Source organism: Micromonospora sp. NPDC000668 (genome assembly GCF_042897975.1).
Classification (GTDB): domain Bacteria; phylum Actinomycetota; class Actinomycetes; order Mycobacteriales; family Micromonosporaceae; genus Micromonospora.
Genome location: NZ_JBIAYP010000003.1, coordinates 652757 through 670412 on the forward strand (window position 1 = coordinate 652757; position 17656 = coordinate 670412).

Here is a 17656-nt window from a genome sequence, read left to right on the forward strand (position 1 = left end):
GGCTGGTCCGGCCCAGCCGCGCCGTACCGGTTCAGACCGTGACGGGTTCGTCGGTACGTACCGTCGAGATTTCCGCGCGGGCGATGGGCCCGGCGGGCAGCGCGGCGACCGCGGCCCCGACGGCGACCGCCGCCCCGGCGAACAGGAACGCCCACGGCACGCCGCCGGCGTTGTCCACGATCAGGCCGGCCACCGCGCCGCCGGCGGCGCTCGCCGCCACCGACATGGTGACCACCCAGGTGTACGCCTCGTTCAGCATTCCGGCCGGCGCGATCCGACCGACCAGGGTGTTCTCCAGGGTCAGCGCGGGCGCGATGGTGGCCCCGCCGACGACCAGCGCGGCACCCAGCGCCAACGGTGTGGGCATCACCGCGAACACCACGAAACTGCCGGCCACCGCAGCGAGCAGCATGGCGAACTGCCGGGTCATGTTCGGCGACGGCCTGCGGACACCGAACCAGAGCCCGCCGGCCGCACTACCGATCCCCCAGACCGCCAGCAGGATCCCGGCCAGGCTCTCCGGGTCGTCGACGGTGTAGTCACCGGCGTACGCCGGGACGATCACGCCTGCGGCGCCGAACGCGATGCCGAGGCTGGCCACGCAGACCAGCAGGGCCGGGAAGCCGGAGACCCGCAGTGGGCCCAGCCCCCGGGCGTGGTGCTCGCGCGGGTGCGGACGCCAGCCGCGCATCACCCGGCCGAGGGCCACGGCGGTGGTGCCGACCAGGGTGACCACGGCCGCCCCGATCAGCGCGGCCGCCGCGTCGGCGAGCAGCACGAAGCCGGCGACGAGCAGGGGGCCGATCACGAAGACGATCTCGAACAATGAGGTCTCCGCGGCCAGCGCGGTGTTGCGCAGGGGGTACCGGCCGGAGGCGGGGCCGGTCAGGTCGTTCCACGCGCCACGGATGGCGGCGGTGAGCGGTGGATAGGTGGCACCGGCGACACCGGCGGCCAGGTAGATGGCGGGCAGGGCGTCGTCGCCCGACCGGCTGGCCAGCAGCAGGCCGGTGAGCGCCAGCGGGTGGGCCACGGCGGTGACCAGCAGGACCGGGCTCGGGCCGACCCGGTCGGCGATCCGCCCGGCCACCGGGCTGAGCACGGCACCGGCTATCGCGTAGATCCCGCCCGCCACCGCGGCGAGCGCGTACCGCCCGGTCACCTGCTCGACCACCAGCAGCAGCGCCAGCGGCGTCATGCCGATCCCGAGCCGCCCGATGATGCCGGTGACCAGCAGCATCGGCGCCCCCGGGATCCGCCAGACACCCAGATACTGGCGCAGTGCGGCCACCGTGAACCTCCCGAGAATGTAATGAGCGTGAGCCCTTTAGACCCTAACGCCGGGTGCTTGGCGGGCAGAACCGGATATCGTATCGCGGCCGACACAGCACTCCGCCCGTACTCGGATGCGACCGGGTACGGGCGGAGGCGGAATCAGCAGGTCAGCGCTGGAACTGCACCGGGCCCGCGTTGGCGGCCATCTGCTCCAGCCGGGCGACCCGGTCCTCCATCTTCGGGTGGGTGGCGAAGAGCGTGGCCATGCCGCCACCCTTGAACGGGTTGGCGATCATGAGGTGCGCGGTGCTGGTGAGCTGGCCCTGGGCCGGCAACGGCCGACGCCGGGCCACCGCATCGATCTTGCGCAGGGCACTGGCCAGAGCCAGCGGGTCACGGCTCAACTCGGCACCCGAGGCGTCCGCCTGGAACTCACGGCTCCGGCTGATCGCCAACTGGATGACGCTGGCCGCGATCGGGCCCAGGATCAGGGTGAGCAGCAGCACAGCCGGGTTCGGCCGATCCTCGTCGTCCCCGCCGCCCAGCGGGATGAAGAAGGCGAGGTTCGCCAGCAGGGTGATGATGCTGGCCAGGCCGGCCGCCACGCTGGAGATGAGGATGTCCCGGTTGTAGACGTGTGACAGCTCGTGCCCGATCACACCGCGCAGTTCGCGGTAGTCGAGGATCTCGGTGATGCCCTGGGTCACACAGACCGCCGCGTGCTGCGGGTTACGACCCGTGGCGAACGCGTTGGGCTGCGCGGTCGGGCTGACGTAGAGGCGCGGCATCGGCTGCCGGGCCTCGGCCGCCAACTCCCGCACCATCCGGTACAGCTCGGGGAACTGTGCCTCGGTGACCGGTTGCGCCCGCATCGAGCGCAGCGCGAGCTTGTCGGAGTAGAAGTAGGAAACGCCGTTCATGACCAGAGACACGAGGACGGCGATGAACAGTCCGCCACTGCCGCCGAACCAGTAGCCCACCACGAGGATCAGCGAGGTAAGCAGGCCGAGCAGCGCGGCGGTCTTCAGACGGTTGTGGTGCACAATCACTCCTTCGGTGCACGGATCGCCGGGATCCGCTGACCGGTGTAACAACTCCGTACCCGCCAACCATCCGTCTCAACGCTGAGAAATGACTGAGACCTGTGGGAACGCGCCGCCCGGAGCGAGGCGGTCGGGTCAGCGGGCGGCCAGGTCGAGCACCAGTTGCGGCGCGACACCAAGCACCACGGTGGCCACCGTGGCCACCGCCAGCACCACGGCCACCACGCCCACCACGGGTACGGCCGCCGCGCCGCCTGGGAGCGTCGAGGCCGGTGCGGGCGTCGCCGTCGGCGCCCACAGCGTGGCGGTCACCCGCAGGTAGTACGCCAGGCCGATCACCGCGTTCACCGCCACCACCAGCGCCAGCCAGGCGGCGCCGCCGTCCAGCAGCGCCCGGACCACGGTCACCTTCGCGAACAGTCCCGCCAGCCCGGGCGGCAGACCGGCCAGTCCGACCAGCGCGAGGCCGAGCGCCGCGCCCCGCCACGGGTGCCGGCGGGCCGCCCCGCGCAGGTCGTCCAGGGTGCCGCCGTCCGCACCCGCCGGGCGCAGCGCGGTCACCGCGGCGAACGCGGCCAGCTCCAGGACCACAAAGAAGACGGTGTACGCCACCGCGGCGGCGTACGCGGCGTCGCGTGCCTCACCCGTGCGGCCGGCGGCCAGCGCCAACGCGCCCAGCGGGGCGAGGATGTAGCCGGCCTGCGCGACCGAGGACCAGGCCAGCAGCCGGACGGTACGCCGCTGACGCAGGGCGACCAGGTTGCCGACGGTCATGGTGAGCACCGCGAGCAGGGCGAGCACCGGACCGGTCTGTTCGGCCGGCAGTGCCCGCTGCACCACGGCGAGCAGCGCGACCACCCCGCCCAGCTTTGACGCCGTGGACAGGTAGGCGGCCACCGGCAACGGTGCTCCGTCGTAGGTGGCCGGCGCCCAGGCGTGGAACGGCACCGCCGCCACCTTGAAGGCCAGCCCGATCAGCACCAGCGCCACCGCTGCGGTGGTCAGCGGCAGGTCGCGCAGCTCCGGCCGCTCGGCGAGCAGCGCGCCGAGCCGGTCCAGGTGCAGTCCGCCGGTCACCGCGTACAGCAGCGCGGCACCGAGCAGCGTCACTGTGGTGGCCACCACACTGACCACGAAGAAGGTGACCGCCGCCTCGGCACTGGCCAGGCTCCCCCGACGCAGGCCGACCAGCACGTACAGCGGCAGGGTCAGCGTCTCCAGGGCGACGATCAGGGTGATCAGGTCGCCGGCCGCGCCGAGCACCACGCCGCCGGTCATCGAGCAGGCGAGCAGGAAGCAGTACTCTCCCACCGGCGACCGCCCCGCCCGCAGCGCGGGCACGGACAGCCCGAGCACGCCCAGCGTGAGCAGCGCCACCACCGCGCCGACCAGGGCCGCTCGACCGCCGAAGATCCAGGAGCAGTCGGCGCCGACGCAGAACGTCTGTCGCTCCCCACCCGCGCCCACCACGGCGGCGCCGACGGCGGTGCCGAGCGCACCGAGCGCGGCTACCACGATCGTGGCCCGCGGCCGGGCCAGCAGCAGGTCGGTGATCAGCACGAGCACGGCGGTGCCGGCGGCCAGGTAGGCCGGCAGCAGCGCCACGCTGTCCACGCTCTGCACCGCGTTCACGGGAAGACCACCCCCACGAGGGCGTCGACCGGGGCCTCGGCGACGCCGAGAACGAGCGCCGGGGCCAGCCCGATGGCCAGCGCGAGCAGGACCAGCGGCACCCACGCGGTCAGCTCCGCACCGGCCAGAGCGGGGCCGACCCGGCCGACGGCGGTGCTCGGCCGACCGTGGGTGACCTGGCGCAGCAGCCGCAGGAAGTACGCGGCGGTGAGTGCGCCGCCGATCGCGGCCAACACCCCGAGGGTGGTCCAGAGCGGGCCGCCCACCTGGACCGCTGCGATCACCGCGAACGCCTCCCCCCAGAAGCCGGCCAACCCGGGCAGGCCGAGCGACGCGATCGCCGCGAACGCGAGCAGACCGGCCAGCCGGGGCGCGGTCTCCCGCAGCCCGGACAGCTCGGCGAGGCTGCCCGTGCCAGTACGGTCCTTCACCGCACCGGCCAGGAAGAACAGCAGACCGGTGATCACCCCGTGCGCGACGTTGCCGATCAGTGCCGCCTGGATGCCGGTGGTCGTCAGCGTGGCGACGCCCAGCAGCACGAAGCCCATGTGACCCACACTGGAGTACGCGATCAGCCGCTTGACCTCGTCCTGCGCCAGACAGACCAGCGAGCCGACCAGGATGGCGGCGACGGCCAGCACGCCGAGCACCGGCGCCGCCCAGCGGGCGCCCTCCGGCGCCACCCCCACGGCCACCCGGATCAGGCCGTAGGTGCCCATCTTGAGCAGCACCCCGGCCAGCACGACACTGCCGACCGTGGGGGCCTGCGTGTGCGCGTCGGGCAGCCAGGAGTGCAGCGGCCAGAGGGGGCTCTTCACCGCGAACGCGAGCGCGAGCAGGGTGAACGCCGCGAGCTGGGTGCCTCGGGACAGCCCGCCACCACCGGTCAGCGCCACCATGTCGGCGGTGCCGGCGGCGGCGACCACGACGTACACGCCGACCAGCAGCAGCACCGAGCCGAGCAGGGTGTAGAGCGCGAACTTGCGGGCCGCCCGACGCCGGTCAGCGCCACCCCAGCCGGCGATGATCGCGTACATCGGCAGCAGGACGACCTCGAAGAAGAGGAAGAACAGCACCAGGTCCAGGGCGAGGAAGGTGCCCAGGATGCCCACCTCGACCACCAGCAGCAACGCCACCAGCGTCCGGCCGCTGCCGCCCTCCGGCACCCGCCACAGCGAGTAGCCGCAGCAGAGCAGGGTGAGCAACGCGGTCAGCACCACCAGCGGCCAGGAGATGCCGTCGACGCCCAGGTGGAAGCGCAGCTCCAGGCCGGGCACCCAGGGCAGGTCCAGCTCGTGCCACGGGCGCACGGCCGGCGCGCCGGCCGACCACGCGAACCAACTCCGGTCGCCGAACACCAGCGGCACCGCGGCCAGCAGGGTCAGCGCCGCCGCGACCGTGCCGACCAGCCGGGCAGCCCGGTCCCGGGGCGTCGCGGCCACCGCGACCGCACCGAGTGCCGGCACCGCCAGTACGGCCACCAGCAGCACCTGCCCGAAGCTCATCGCGTCCCTCCGATCAGTGCGGCGGCCAGCCCGATCAGCAGCGCGCCGGCCAGCACCCCGGCGGCGGCACGGGGCAGCGCCGCCCGGTGCAGGGCGGCCAGCCCGGCACCCAGAGCGGACGCGGCCCGCCCGCTGCCCTCGACCGCCCCGTCCACGACCACCTCGTCGCCGGTGCGCGCGACCCGGGCGAGTGCGCGGACGGGGCGTACGACCAGGGCGTGCTGGACGTCGTCGAGCCGGAACGCGCGGGCGAAGACCGGCCGCAGCGGACCCAGCGCGGACGTCGGGTCGGCGGCCCGGTCGCGGCGCCAGCCCAGCACCACCAGCCCCGCGCCGACCAGCAGCAGCGCCAGCGGCAGCAGCAGCCCTGGCCCGAGATGGACCAGGCCGTCCTCGGCGCCCGCCACCGGCACGGTGGGGAACCGCAGCCGGTCGGCGAACGCCCCGACGAACCCGGCCAGGCCGAGCAACGCGGCCGGCACGGCCAAGAGCAACACCGGCCAGCGCAGCAGCGCCGGGGGGTCGTGCGGCTGGACCAGCGGCAGCCGGGGAGTGCCGAAGAAGGTCCGCAGCAGTAGCCGGCCGGCGTACCAGGCGGTGATCGCGACGCCGACAAGCCCGGCCAGCCAGACCAACCAGCCCACCCAGGACGGCGCCGGACCGGTGCCCTCCCGGGCGGCCGCCTCGGCGACGGTCAGCACGCCGTCCTTGCTCCAGAAGCCGGCCAGCGGCGGCACCCCGGCCAGCGCGCCCAGGCCCACCACCGTGCACCAGAAGGTCACCGGCATGCTGCGACGCAGCCCGCCCATCTCCGACATCAACGTGGTGCCCACCGCGTGGATCACCGCACCGGCGGCGAGGAAAAGCAGCGCCTTGAAAGCGGCGTGGGTGAGCAGGTGGAACAGCGCCGCCGACGGCGAGCCGACCGCCAACGCGCCGGTCATGTAGCCCAGTTGGGAGACGGTCGACCAGGCCAGGACCCGCTTGATGTCGTCCTGTGCGGTGGCCGCGAGGGCGCCGAGCAGCAGGGTGATCGCGCCGATCACCCCGAGCACGGTCAGCGTCACCGGCGCGGCCGTGAACAGCGGGTAGAGGCGGGCGACCGCGTACACCCCGGCGGCGACCATCGTCGCGGCGTGGATCAGCGCGGAGATCGGCGTCGGGCCGGCCATCGCGTCCGGCAGCCAGGTGTGCAGCGGGAACTGCGCGCTCTTGCCGGCCACCCCGGCCAGCAGCAGCAGACCGGCGGCGGTCAGGGTCGCACCGGAGTGGTCGTGGGCGAGCACGTCGGCGATCCGGAAGCTGCCCGTGGACACGCCGAGCAGTGCGATGCCGAGCAGGAAACCGATGTCACCGACCCGGGTCACCAGGAACGCCTTCATCGCGGCGGCGGGCGCGCCGGGCAGCCGGCGGTCGTGGGCGATGAGCAGGTACGAGCAGAGGCCCATCACCTCCCAGCCGACCAGCAGCATGATCAGGTCGCCGGCGACGACCACCAGCAGCATCGCGGCGGTGAAGAGACTGATCTGCGCGGCGTACGGCGGATAGCGGTGGTCGACGTCGACGTCATCGTGCGGACCGCGCCGCAGGTAGCCGATCGAGTAGACCTGCACGGCCAGGGCGACCGCGGTGACCGCCACCGCGACCAGCGCGGCGGCGCCGTCCAACCGGACCCCCAGGGTCACCGTCAACCCACCGATGTCGACCCAGGTGGTCGACGTCTCCCCCGGTTCGTCGACCGTGACCAGCAGCGCGACGGCCAGCGCCAGCGCGCCGGCAGCGCCGGTCACACCGAGCGCGACGGCCACCCGTCGGGCCCGGTCACCGCTCCCCGCGCCAGCGGTGGGATGGCGCGGGGCCGGCGGCAGCAGCAGGCCGAGCAGCCCGGCGACCAGCGGTACGGCGGGCAGCAGCGCCCCCAGCAACCCGGTCACCGGCCCACCTCCGGGTGCTGGCCGGCGCTAGCGGCGGCCGGCTGCGGCATGCCGGCGGGCCGCGGTGACTCGGCGGGCTCGGTCAACGGCACCTCGTCCACCGCCACGGTGGCCCGTAGCCGGTAGAGCTGGAGGACGATCGCCAGCCCCACCCCGATCTCGGCGGCGGCGAGGACGATGACGAAGAGCGCGAAGACCTGACCGGAGTGCGGCAGCACGGAACGCGCGGTGGTGTCCGCGGTGACCAGGATCAGGTTCACCGCGTTGAGCATCAACTCGACCGCCATCAGCACCAGCACCGCGTTGCGCCGACGCAGCACCCCGTAGACGCCGAGGCCGAACAGCAGCGCGGCGGTGACGTACGGGATGACCGGCCTCACCGTCGACCCCCGGTCTCCACGTCGACCTCGCCCGGCTCGGCTGTGCCGTCCGGTCCGGGGCCGGGCCGGCCGATGTCGGGCCGGGACAGCACCACCGCACCCACCAGTGCGGACAGCAGCAAAACCGACAGCACCTCGAACGGCAGCACCCAGGACCGGAAGATCTGCTCCCCCAGCCGCTCGGCGGTGCCCGCCCCGGGCAGCGCCACCGTGCTCCACCGGTACGCATCGACGAGCAGGACGGTCAGCCCCAGCCCGGCACCGCCACCGATCAGCGCGGCCGGCCAGCCGGGCCGGTCCAGGTCGTCGGAGGCGCCGATCGGCGCCCGGGTCAACATCACCGCGAACAGCAGCAGCACCACCACCGCGCCCACGTAGATCAGCACCTGCACCCAGGCCACCAACTCGGCGCTGAGCACCAGATAGTCGCCGGCCAGCGCGCCCAGGCAGACCACCAGGTAGAGCCCGGCACGGACCAGGTGTTTGGTGGTCACCACCAGTACGCCGGAGCCGACCGCCACCGCGCCGAGGGCGAGCAGCAGCAGGTCCGCGCCGGTCACCGGGCCGCCCTCACAGCTCGGACCGCCCCGCGTCGCGCCGTCACGACGCGGGACCCGGGTCGGTGCCGGGCTCGGGGCGTACCGCCGGCGGGGCCGGGCGTGCGGCAGCCGCCTTACGCGCGGCCGCCGTCTCCTCCTTGGCCGGATCGCCGTTCGGGTCGTGCGCGGGCGGCGGCGGGACGGTGGCCATCCACTGACCGAGGTGGTCCTTGTCGTGCAGCAGGTCCTTGATGTCGTACTCGGCGTACTCGAACTCGGGTGACCAGTACAGCGCGTCGAACGGGCAGACCTCGATGCAGATGCCGCAGTACATGCAGAGCGAGAAGTCGATGTCGAACTTGTCGAGCACGTTGCGCTGGCGGGGGCGGGCGGCGCCGGGGACCGCCACCTCCTCCTTGTGCGAGTCGATGTAGATGCACCAGTCCGGACACTCACGGGCGCAGAGCATGCAGACCGTGCAGTTCTCCTCCGAAAGCGCGATCACTCCGCGCGAGCGGGGCGGCAGCTCGGGGACGACGTCGGGGTACTGCTGCGTGGTCGAGCGGCTGGTCATCGTCTTGAGGGTGACCGCCAGCCCCTTTACCAGGCCCGCGCCGGGAAGGCCGCGCTCGCTGGCGCCGGCCGGGTCGCCGTGCTCGCTGGGGTCGCTCATGTGGACCATCCTGCCCTGTGGCCCCGGCGCGCGCGACCACCACCCGTGCGTCGACGGCGGTACCCGTGGTCGCGGGGAGAGCTGACCATGCCGTTGGACCGGATCACGCGCCGGTAGCGGCGATACCTCCGGTCGGCGGGAGCATCTCGACGCCGAGCTGCTGGAGCAGCTGGAACAGCTCGTTACAGCTCCACACCTCGACGATCCGGCCGCTCGCGTCGAAGCGCAGGAACGTCGCCCCGGAGTAGCTGACCACCTGCCCGGTCGGCGGCACCGGCCCGAACTGCCCGGCCTGGGTGCCGGCCGCCCGCCAGTGCACGGCCACCCGCTCACCGGCGGCCAACACGTCCACGATCTTGTAGCGCAGGTCCGGGAAGGCGGCCCGCCGCTCGCGGTGCCAGGCCAGCGTGGCCTCCGGGCCGGTGCCGCCCAGCCCGGGGCACTCGTCGGCGATCAAGTCGTACGCCGACTCCTCCCGGCGGGCGTTCCACACGTCGGCGATGAATTGCCGGGCCGCCGCCTCCACATCCGTCATCCCGGCAGGTTAGCCGGCACCGATCCGGTCGGGCAGGACCGGTCGGATCGCGAGGCGGTCGTGGCTGGATCGCACGCAGGCGCGCAGCGCGGACCGGAATCCGCGACGATGGGGACGAGACGGCAAGCAACCGGAGGAGTGACGTGGGCGAGGAAACACGCGGGAAGTACGTCGAGCCGGGCGCCGAGTTCACCCGGGACCAGCGGTACATCGCCACCCGGATCACCGCCGACGGGCGGGACGGGTACCCGGTGGAGCCGGGCCGGTACCGGCTGGTGGTCAGCCGGGCCTGCCCGTGGGCCAACCGTCTGATCATCGTGCGGCGGCTGCTCGGTCTGGAGGACGACATCTCGATGGCGGTGGCCGGTCCCACCCACGACGCCCGGAGCTGGACGTTCGACCTCGACCCGGGCGGGCGGGACCCGGTGCTCGGCATCGAGCGCATCCAGGAGGCGTACTTCAAGCGCTTCCCCGGCTACGAGCGGGGCATCACCGTGCCCGCGATCGTCGACGTGCCGACCGGGCAGGTGGTGACCAACGACTACGCACAGATGAGCCTCGACCTGTCCACGCAGTGGGGCGCGTACCACCGCGAGGGCGCCCCGCAGCTCTACCCCGAACACCTGCGGGCGGAGATCGACGAGGTCAACGACATGGTGTTCCGGGACGTCAACAACGGCGTCTACCGGTGCGGCTTCGCCGGCAGTCAGGAGGCGTACGACAAGGCGTACCACCGGCTCTTCGACCGGCTGGACTGGTTGACCGAGCGACTGGCCGGCCAGCGCTACCTGGTCGGCGACACCATCACCGAGGCCGACGTGCGGCTCTTCACCACGTTGGTCCGCTTCGACCCGGTCTACCACGGCCACTTCAAGTGCAACCGGCAGAAGCTGAGCGAGATGCCGGTGCTCTGGGCGTACGCCCGGGACCTGTTCCAGACCCCCGGGTTCGGCGACACCATCGACTTCGATCACATCAAGCGGCACTACTACGAGGTGCACCTGGACATCAACCCGACCGGGATCGTCCCGCTCGGCCCTGACCTGTCCAACTGGATCACCCCGCACGGTCGGGAAGACCTCGGTGGCCGTCCCTTCGGCGACGGCACGCCGCCACCGCCCCCGGCCGAGCCCGTCGACCCCGCGCACACCCCGCTGCGCTGACCCGCGGCCGGGTCAGAGGGCGATGCGCACGGCGGCGGTGAGCACCAGCTGCGCGAGGGAAGCCGGCACCAGCACCAGCCAGCAGAGCCGCTGGAGCTGGTCCTCGCGCAGCCGGGGGTAGGACACCCGGAGCCAGATGATCACGAACGCCACGGCGAAGACCTTGAGCAGGGTCCAGAGCCAACCCAGCTGATCGTCGGCGAACGGACCCTGCCAGCCGCCGAGGAACAGCACCGTGGTCAGCGCGGCGATCACCACGATGCCGACGTACTCGGCGAGCAGGAAGAACGCGAAGCGCAGGCCGGTGTACTCCGTCATGTACCCGAAGACCAGCTCCGAGTCGGCCACCGGCATGTCGAACGGCGGCCGGCGGATCTCGGCCAGCCCAGCGACGAAGAAGATGATCATCGCGGGCGCCTGCCAGAGCAACCACCACGGCTGCCACGCCTCGACGATGCCCGACAGGCTGAGCGTGCCCGCCGCCATCGCCACCGAGGCGGCGGCCAGCACCAGCGGCAGCTCGTAGCCGAGCAACTGGGCGGCCCCGCGCAGCCCGCCGAGCAGGCTGTACTTGTTGGCCGACGCCCAGGCCGACATGAGCACCGCCACCACACCGACGCCGACCACGGCCAGCACGAAGAACAGGCCGATGTCCAACGGCTGCCCGACCAGGTCGTTCGGGCCGAGCGGAATGACGAGCAGCACCAGCAGGTAGGGCACCAGGGCCACCGCGGGCGCCAGCCGGAAGACCGCCCGGTCCGCCTCGCGGGGGGTGATGTCCTCCTTCTGCACGAACTTGACCCCGTCCGCCACGAGCTGCGCCCAGCCGTGGAAGCCGCCCGCGTACATCGGACCGAGCCGGCCCTGCATGTGCGCCATCACCTTGTGCTCGGCCTGCCCGACCAGCAACGGCAGGGTGAGGAACGCGACCAGCACGCCACCCACCCGCAGCACCAGCTCCACCCAGAGCGGCATCAGGCCGTACCCCCGTCGTGCTCGGTCCGATCGTCGCGCGCCGGCGGGTCCGCAGCCGGACCGTCGGCCGCGCCGGGCGCGGGCTTGTCCCCCGGGGCCGGGCCGTCGCCGGGCGCGGGCTGGTCGGCCGGGGCCGGGCCGTCGGCGGTGCCGGCGGGCCGGGGAGTACGCGCCGGACGGGCCCCCGGAGCGGGCCGCGCGGGCCGCTCACCGGCCGGTCGGGCCGGGGTGCCGCCACGGGGACCCTCCCCCACGCCGCCCGCGCCGGCCGGGGTGGGCGTGGTCCCCCACTCGCCCGGCGCCGGCACGCCCGGCGGGCGGATCGGTCGACGGCCACCGCCGGCCTCGGACTCGCCCGGTTCCTTCGCGCCCGGCCAGGGTTTGGCCACCCGGGAGGCGAGCACGAACTCCTTGCGCAACGGATGGCCCTCGAACTCCGGCGGCAGCAGGAGCGGTCGCAGCTCGCCGTGACCGGCGAAGCCGATGCCGAACATCTCGTGCGTCTCCCGCTCGTGCCAGGCGGCGCCCGGGTAGACGCCGACCACCGAGGCCACCGTGGCCGCGCCGCGGGGCAGCCGGGTGCGCAGCAACACGCCGTGCCGCAGCCGGGTCGACCAGAGGTGCGCCACCACGTCGAAGCCCTCGGCCAACTCGTCCACGGCCGAGAGCCAGTCGAAGAAGTCGCAGGCCAGCTCGGTGTCGTCGCGGGCGGCGCGTACCGCATCCGGCCAACTCGCCGGCGGCACGTCGACGGTGGCCCGGGCGAACCGCTGCCCGCCGGAGACCGACGGGGTCGCCTCGACCGGAGCGAGCAGCGCGACCAGCCGAGCGCCGACCTCTTCGGGAGTCATGCCGCTGATCCTAGGACGTCTGTCCCGCGTGGGCCCGGCCCGCGCCGGTCCACCGCCGGCACCCGGCGATCTGCCCGCTTTGCGGACGGCACGGCGGTCGGCGGGGAAAGATGAGGGCGTGCGCGCTGTGACTGTGAAACCCGGGGTAGCCAACTCGCTGAGCCTCATCGAGGATCAGCCCGAGCCGCCGCCCGAGGAGGGTGCGGTCCTGGTCGAGGCGCTGGCGGTGGGGATCTGCGGCACCGACCACGAGATCATCGCTGGGGATTACGGCGAGGCGCCGCCCGGCGCGGACCGCCTGATCATCGGGCACGAGTCGCTGGGCCGGGTGCTGGAGGACCCGACCGGCACCCTGCAACCGGGCGACCTGGTGGCCGGGATCGTCCGGCACCCCGACCCGGTGCCCTGCCCCAACTGCGCGGTCGGCGAGTGGGACATGTGCCGCAACGGGCAGTACACCGAGCACGGCATCAAGGCGCTGCCCGGTTTCGCCCGCGACCGCTGGCGGATCGAGCCCGAGTTCGCGGTCGGGCTCGACCCGGCACTGGCCCGGGTCGGCATGCTGCTGGAGCCGACCAGCGTGGTGGCCAAGGCGTGGGACCACATCGAGCGGATCGGGCACCGGGCCGAATGGCAGCCGCAGACGGTCCTGGTGACCGGGGCCGGACCGATCGGGCTGCTGGCCGCGCTGCTCGCCACCCAGCGCGGGCTCGCCGTCCACGTGCTGGACCGGGCGACCTCGGGGCCGAAACCGGAGCTGGTTGCCGCGCTCGGCGCCACGTACCACGCGGTGCCGGTCAACGACCTGCCCTTCGATCCGGACGTGGTCGTCGAGTGCACCGGTGCGCCCACGGTGGTCATCGACGTGATGTGCAAGGCGGCCCCGACCGGGATCGTCTGCCTGGCCGGGGTGTCCAGCGGCGGCCGGACCATCGACTTCGACGCCGGGGCGCTCAACCGGGCCCTGGTGCTGGAGAACAACGTCGTGTTCGGTTCGGTGAACGCCAACCGGCGGCACTGGACCATGGCCGCGCAGGCACTCGCCCGCGCCGACCAGTCCTGGCTCGAATCGCTGCTCACCCGTCGGGTGCCGGTGGAGCGGTACGCCGAGGCGTACACCGCCGAGGCGAACGACATCAAGGTGGTGCTGGAGTTCGCCTCCTGATCAACGCGCTGCCGGCTCAGATGCCGGGCAGCCGGCCGTTGCGGAACAGGTCCACGAAGAGCTGGTGGTCCTCCCGGGCGCGCAGCCCGTACGCGTGCGCGAAGTCCACCAGATGGGTGACGAAGCCCGGCTCGTCGGCGCCCACCACGGCGACGATCGCCTCCTCGGTGGAGTAGTCCACCAGGTCGTGGCTGGACTCGTCGTCGGCGACCGAGTGCATCCGGGCCACCGCCCGGCCGAGGTCGACGAGCACCCCGGTCAGCTCCTCCGGCTCGTTGACGTCGGACCAGTCCAGGTCGGCGGCGTACGGGGAGACCTCGGCGACGAGCTGGCCGGCCCCGTCCAGCTCGGTGAAGCCCAGCCACGGGTCGGCGTGCGCCTGCAACGCCCGCTGCGACTCGGCGGTCCGGTGGCCCTGGTGCTGGAAGTAGCCCCGGACCGACTCGTCGGTGACGTACCGGGCCACCGCCGGCACCTGCGCCTGCTTCATGTAGATGACGACGTCGTTCTCCAGTGCCTGGGTGTGCCCCTCCAGCAGCAGGTTGTACGACGGCAGCCCGGCCGAGCCGATGCCCACCCCCTTGCGCAGCACCACGTCCTTGATCTGCGCCGCCACCGGGCGCGGCCGGGCCGAGGCGGTGGGCAGGGTGCCCAGGTAACCCTGGAAGGCGGCGAGGACCTTGGCCCGGGTGTCCCCGTCGATCTCGAAGACCCCGTCGCTCACGGAGAAGCGTCGCTCGTAGTTGTCGATGGTGGTCTGCGTGGCGAGCAGGTCGACCCGGGTGTTGAGCCGGGCCTGCTGGAGCACCCGGCGCAGCACCCCGTCGGCGTTGTCCAGGGTGATCGAGCCGATCGCGTCGTCCCCACCGGCGGCGATCGCCCGCAGCTCGGTCAGGTACGACCGGGCGAAGCCGGCCACCAGGTTGCCGATCACCGTGTCGGAGAGCGCCTTGCTGTAGCCGAGCAGCGCCACGCTGGCCGCGAACCGCCGCAGATCCCAGGTGAACGGCCCGACGTACGCCTCGTCGAAGTCGTTGACGTTGAACACCAGCTGCCCGGAGGCGTTCATGTAGGTGCCGAAGTTCTCCGCGTGCAGGTCGCCGTGGATCCACACCCGGCCGGTCCGCTCGTCCAGGAACCGGTCGTCGGCGAAGTCGCCGCGCTGGTCGGCGTAGAAGAGCGCGGCGCTGCCCCGGTAGAACGCGAACGGCGACGCCGCCATCTTGCGGAACTTACGGCGGAAGGCGGCCGGGTCGATCGCCATCGAGGCGCCGAACTCCTCGGTGAGCACGTGCAGGATGTGGGCGGACCGCTGGTCCACGGGGTTGCTCATGGTCCGCAGGCTAGCCCGGCCCCACCACCCCGGGTGATCAGACAACCGACTGGTCCGCTCGGGCCGACCGGGCGAGGTGGGGGCCGTCTCAGTCAGCGGTGGGCGGGCGTACCGGAGGTGCGGTGAGCGAGTCGACAGAACGCGGGGCGGAGGCTTCGCGGGGCGGGGCGTCCAGCGGCGCGGCGAGCAGATCCGGGCGGGGCACCCCGCCGATGCCGGACTGCTCGGCGGCGATCTTCTCCTGCAGGCGCAGGATGCCGTGCAGCAGCGCCTCCGGCCGGGGCGGGCAGCCGGGCACGTAGACGTCGACCGGGATGAGCTGGTCGACGCCCTTGGTCACCGAGTACGAATCCCAGTAGGGGCCGCCGCAGTTGGAGCAGGCGCCGAACGAGATGACGTACTTGGGCTCCGGCATCTGGTCGTAGAGCCGCTTGATCGCCGGGGCCATCTTGTCGGTCACCGTGCCGGAGACCACCATCAGGTCGGCCTGCCGGGGACCGTGGGCGAACGGAATGACGCCGAGCCGCATGAAGTCGTGCCGGCCCATGCTGGTGGCGATGAACTCGATCGCGCAGCAGGCCAGGCCGAAGTTGAAGACCCAGAGCGAGTAGCGGCGCCCCCAGTTCAGCACGAACCGGATCGGCTCTCCCAGCACTGCCGGTAGCTGCACGACGCCCCCCTCCTGTCACCCACTGGACAGTCAACCACAGCGTCCGGCGGCAACCCCGAGGGCCGTTGTGGACTTCTATCGGGGTACGGCGCCGAGAACGGCCGGGCCCGGATGTCCCGCACCCGACATAGAACCTCCGCCGTCGTGCGCAACCGGCCGACGCGTCCGGTTGTGTGACCGGTGCTGGCGGACTCACCGCCTGCGGCCACCACGGGGAGGACGAGTGCTTGTGACGAGAGACGTACGGGTGGGTGGACCCCCACCCGAGCCACCGGGAACCACAGTCCCCCCACCGGCCGAGCTGGTCTTCGACGACTTCTATCACGCCCACTTCCGCGGGCTGGTGGTGCAGCTCACCGCGTACACCGGCGACCGCGGGCAGGCGCAGGACCTGGTTCAGGAGGCGTTCTGCCGGGCGTACACCCGGTGGGACCGGCTGGCCCGGTACGAGGACCCGCTGGCCTGGGTGCGCCGGGTCGCCTGGAACCTCGCCCACAACCGCTGGCGGCGGCTGCGCACCGCCCAGGCGTGGCTGCTGCGGCAGCGGGAGACGCACGTAGCGGGGCCGAGCCCCGACCGGGTCGCCGTCGACGCTGCGCTGGCGCAGTTGCCCCCGAAGCAGCGGCGGGCCGTCGTACTGCACTACCTCGCCGACCTGTCGATCGCCGAGATCGCCGCCCAGGAACGGGTCGCCGAGGGGACGGTCAAGTCCTGGCTGCACCGGGGGCGGGCTGCCCTCGCGACACACCTACGCGACACCAACGAGGAGGTGCGGGATGTCTGAGCAGGAGACCCTCGGCCTCGCCGAGGAGTTCGCCCACTACCGCCGTACCGTGCTGGCCGAGGTCGAGGTGCCCGGACCCGCCGCCGTCCGGCGGGCGGCACGAGGGCGCGGCCGTCGCCGGTTGGCGGCGACCACCACCGTGGTGCTCGCGCTGTTCAGCGGGTCGGCCGTCGGGTACGCGGCGATGAACGACCCGGAGCTCCGCCCGGGTCCGGTCGAGCCCACGCCAAGCGCGCCGGTGTCGCCGTCGAGCGCCCCACCCAGCCCGACCGCCAGCCCTTCCGCGACCAGCGCCAGCCCGACCTCGCCCGGACCCGACGGCCGGCTCAGCCGGTCGCAGCTCCTGGGCGCGCCGGTGACCCTGCCGGCGTGGCGGGCCGGACGCGGCTGCCCGACGTCGGGCGTACGGCTCACCGCCGACGCCCGGGAGGGCGCGAACTGGCTCCAGGCGCTCGACCACGGCGACGTCGACGGGGACGGCGCGGTGGAGACGGTGGCGCTGGTGCAGTGCGTGCTCGGCACCGGCGGTCCGCAGCAGGTGGTCGTCTTCGACCGGGATGGCACCGGCCGGCCCGTCACGCTGGGTCGGGTGGTGGCGACGACCAAGGACAAGCCGCAATGGCTGTTCGCGCTCGACGTCGTCGACGACGGCACGGTACGGGTGCAGGTCGGCGACATCGCGCCCGGAGGCGGCTGGCCCGGCGAGTGGTCACAGCGGCAGTGGCGTGGCTACCGCTGGCAGGGTGAGGCCTTCGCCCAGGTCTCCGGCCCGACCAGCTTCGGCCCGAACCCGCACTCGGCGGATCTCGCCGTGACCGCCACCGATCTGGTGCTCGGCACCGCGTCGGACGGTTCCCACACGGGTACGACGACGGTACGGATCCGCAACCGGGGCGCCGGGCCGGTCCAGTACGTGTCGCTGCGGCTGAACGTGCCCCCAGTCGTGCGCCCGGACGTCGACGGCTGGGCCCCGTGCCGCAACGAGCCGCAGACGACCCAGGAGCCGGTGACCTGCGACCTGGGCAGGCTGGAGGCAGGGGCCGAGATGACGCTCACGCTGAGTTTCCGAGCCGGCCAGGGCGTCACGGTGGGCACGGGAACCGCCGAGGTGGACGCCCGGCCGATGGACAGCGGGTTCAACTTCCTGCTGGACACCCACGACGCCGACAACGTGGTCCGGATCGCCTATCGGTGAAGCG

At 73.0% G+C, this 17656-nt stretch carries 16 protein-coding genes and 1 pseudogene; 4 read left to right on the plus strand and 13 right to left on the minus strand.

Annotated features, from left to right (window positions below; translation table 11 throughout):
- Positions 1 to 31: 31 nt before the first annotated feature.
- From ACFY29_RS19310 to ACFY29_RS19350, 9 genes are all read right to left on the minus strand, one after another.
- Positions 32 to 1291 carry an MFS transporter gene (locus ACFY29_RS19310; protein ID WP_328420601.1) on the minus strand — a complete coding sequence of 420 codons (1260 nt, stop codon included), beginning with the start codon at positions 1289 to 1291 and terminating at the stop codon, positions 32 to 34.
- 151 nt (positions 1292 to 1442) lie between these two features.
- Positions 1443 to 2318: a zinc metalloprotease HtpX gene (gene htpX / locus ACFY29_RS19315; RefSeq protein WP_328420603.1), complete on the minus strand. Its 876-nt coding sequence runs from the start codon at positions 2316 to 2318 to the stop codon at positions 1443 to 1445.
- A 135-nt stretch (positions 2319 to 2453) separates the two neighbouring features.
- Positions 2454 to 3950, minus strand: coding sequence for an NADH-quinone oxidoreductase subunit N (locus ACFY29_RS19320; RefSeq protein ID WP_386987859.1), 1497 nt, complete (start codon positions 3948 to 3950; stop codon positions 2454 to 2456).
- Complete coding sequence (locus ACFY29_RS19325; RefSeq protein WP_386987862.1) at positions 3947 to 5455, minus strand: NuoM family protein; 1509 nt, start codon at positions 5453 to 5455, stop codon at positions 3947 to 3949. The genes ACFY29_RS19320 and ACFY29_RS19325 overlap by 4 nt, the downstream gene beginning before the upstream one ends.
- Positions 5452 to 7389 carry an NADH-quinone oxidoreductase subunit L gene (locus ACFY29_RS19330; protein ID WP_386987865.1) on the minus strand — a complete coding sequence of 646 codons (1938 nt, stop codon included), beginning with the start codon at positions 7387 to 7389 and terminating at the stop codon, positions 5452 to 5454. The genes ACFY29_RS19325 and ACFY29_RS19330 overlap by 4 nt, the downstream gene beginning before the upstream one ends.
- Positions 7386 to 7769, minus strand: a complete 384-nt coding sequence (gene nuoK / locus ACFY29_RS19335) for an NADH-quinone oxidoreductase subunit NuoK (RefSeq protein WP_386987868.1) — start codon at positions 7767 to 7769, stop codon at positions 7386 to 7388. Before nuoK ends, ACFY29_RS19330 begins: the two co-directional genes overlap by 4 nt.
- Complete coding sequence (locus ACFY29_RS19340; protein ID WP_328420613.1) at positions 7766 to 8329, minus strand: NADH-quinone oxidoreductase subunit J; 564 nt, start codon at positions 8327 to 8329, stop codon at positions 7766 to 7768. Before ACFY29_RS19340 ends, nuoK begins: the two co-directional genes overlap by 4 nt.
- Before the next feature lie 40 nt (positions 8330 to 8369).
- Positions 8370 to 8990 carry an NADH-quinone oxidoreductase subunit I gene (locus ACFY29_RS19345; RefSeq protein ID WP_328420615.1) on the minus strand — a complete coding sequence of 207 codons (621 nt, stop codon included), beginning with the start codon at positions 8988 to 8990 and terminating at the stop codon, positions 8370 to 8372.
- Positions 8991 to 9084: 94 nt separating this feature from the next.
- A complete protein-coding gene (locus tag ACFY29_RS19350) occupies positions 9085 to 9516 on the minus strand; it encodes an ester cyclase (RefSeq protein WP_386987872.1) in 432 nt (143 codons plus the stop codon).
- Between the two features lie 143 nt (positions 9517 to 9659).
- On the opposite strand from ACFY29_RS19350, the gene ACFY29_RS19355 reads away from it, so the two are divergent.
- Complete coding sequence (locus ACFY29_RS19355; protein ID WP_386987874.1) at positions 9660 to 10679, plus strand: glutathione S-transferase family protein; 1020 nt, start codon at positions 9660 to 9662, stop codon at positions 10677 to 10679.
- A gap of 12 nt (positions 10680 to 10691) precedes the next feature.
- On the opposite strand, the gene ACFY29_RS19360 is transcribed toward ACFY29_RS19355, so the two are convergent.
- Together ACFY29_RS19360 and ACFY29_RS19365 are read right to left on the minus strand one after the other, a co-directional pair.
- Positions 10692 to 11654 carry a complex I subunit 1 family protein gene (locus ACFY29_RS19360; protein ID WP_210917475.1) on the minus strand — a complete coding sequence of 321 codons (963 nt, stop codon included), beginning with the start codon at positions 11652 to 11654 and terminating at the stop codon, positions 10692 to 10694.
- A 254-nt stretch (positions 11655 to 11908) separates the two neighbouring features.
- Positions 11909 to 12505, minus strand: a pseudogene (locus ACFY29_RS19365) (NADH-quinone oxidoreductase subunit C); the annotation flags it as partial.
- 118 nt (positions 12506 to 12623) lie between these two features.
- Between ACFY29_RS19365 and ACFY29_RS19370 the strand changes: the two are divergent.
- On the plus strand, positions 12624 to 13670 hold the full coding sequence (locus ACFY29_RS19370; RefSeq protein WP_328420626.1) for a glucose 1-dehydrogenase: 1047 nt from the start codon (positions 12624 to 12626) through the stop codon (positions 13668 to 13670).
- A 16-nt stretch (positions 13671 to 13686) separates the two neighbouring features.
- Here ACFY29_RS19370 and ACFY29_RS19375 read toward each other — a convergent pair whose 3' ends face one another.
- Both ACFY29_RS19375 and ACFY29_RS19380 read right to left on the minus strand, forming a co-directional pair.
- Positions 13687 to 15003 carry a DUF2252 domain-containing protein gene (locus tag ACFY29_RS19375; RefSeq protein WP_386987879.1) on the minus strand — a complete coding sequence of 439 codons (1317 nt, stop codon included), beginning with the start codon at positions 15001 to 15003 and terminating at the stop codon, positions 13687 to 13689.
- Positions 15004 to 15091: 88 nt separating this feature from the next.
- The gene (locus ACFY29_RS19380) at positions 15092 to 15673 is read right to left on the minus strand and encodes an NADH-quinone oxidoreductase subunit B family protein (RefSeq protein WP_328420630.1); all 582 of its coding nucleotides are present in this window, start codon (positions 15671 to 15673) and stop codon (positions 15092 to 15094) included.
- 223 nt (positions 15674 to 15896) lie between these two features.
- On the opposite strand from ACFY29_RS19380, the gene ACFY29_RS19385 reads away from it, so the two are divergent.
- Positions 15897 to 16457: an RNA polymerase sigma factor gene (locus ACFY29_RS19385; protein WP_386987882.1), complete on the plus strand. Its 561-nt coding sequence runs from the start codon at positions 15897 to 15899 to the stop codon at positions 16455 to 16457.
- Positions 16450 to 17652, plus strand: a complete 1203-nt coding sequence (locus ACFY29_RS19390) for a hypothetical protein (RefSeq protein ID WP_386987885.1) — start codon at positions 16450 to 16452, stop codon at positions 17650 to 17652. Before ACFY29_RS19385 ends, ACFY29_RS19390 begins: the two co-directional genes overlap by 8 nt.
- Positions 17653 to 17656: the final 4 nt, after the last annotated feature.

Coding starts and splice junctions, on each gene's coding strand:
- ACFY29_RS19325 (WP_386987862.1), bottom strand. CDS start 5,455: ATGAGCTTCGGGCAGGTGCTGCTGGTGGCCGTACTGGCGGTGCCGGCA.
- ACFY29_RS19345 (WP_328420615.1), bottom strand. CDS start 8,990: ATGGTCCACATGAGCGACCCCAGCGAGCACGGCGACCCGGCCGGCGCC.
- ACFY29_RS19350 (WP_386987872.1), bottom strand. CDS start 9,516: ATGACGGATGTGGAGGCGGCGGCCCGGCAATTCATCGCCGACGTGTGG.
- ACFY29_RS19360 (WP_210917475.1), bottom strand. CDS start 11,654: ATGCCGCTCTGGGTGGAGCTGGTGCTGCGGGTGGGTGGCGTGCTGGTC.
- ACFY29_RS19375 (WP_386987879.1), bottom strand. CDS start 15,003: ATGAGCAACCCCGTGGACCAGCGGTCCGCCCACATCCTGCACGTGCTC.
- ACFY29_RS19390 (WP_386987885.1), top strand. CDS start 16,450: ATGTCTGAGCAGGAGACCCTCGGCCTCGCCGAGGAGTTCGCCCACTAC.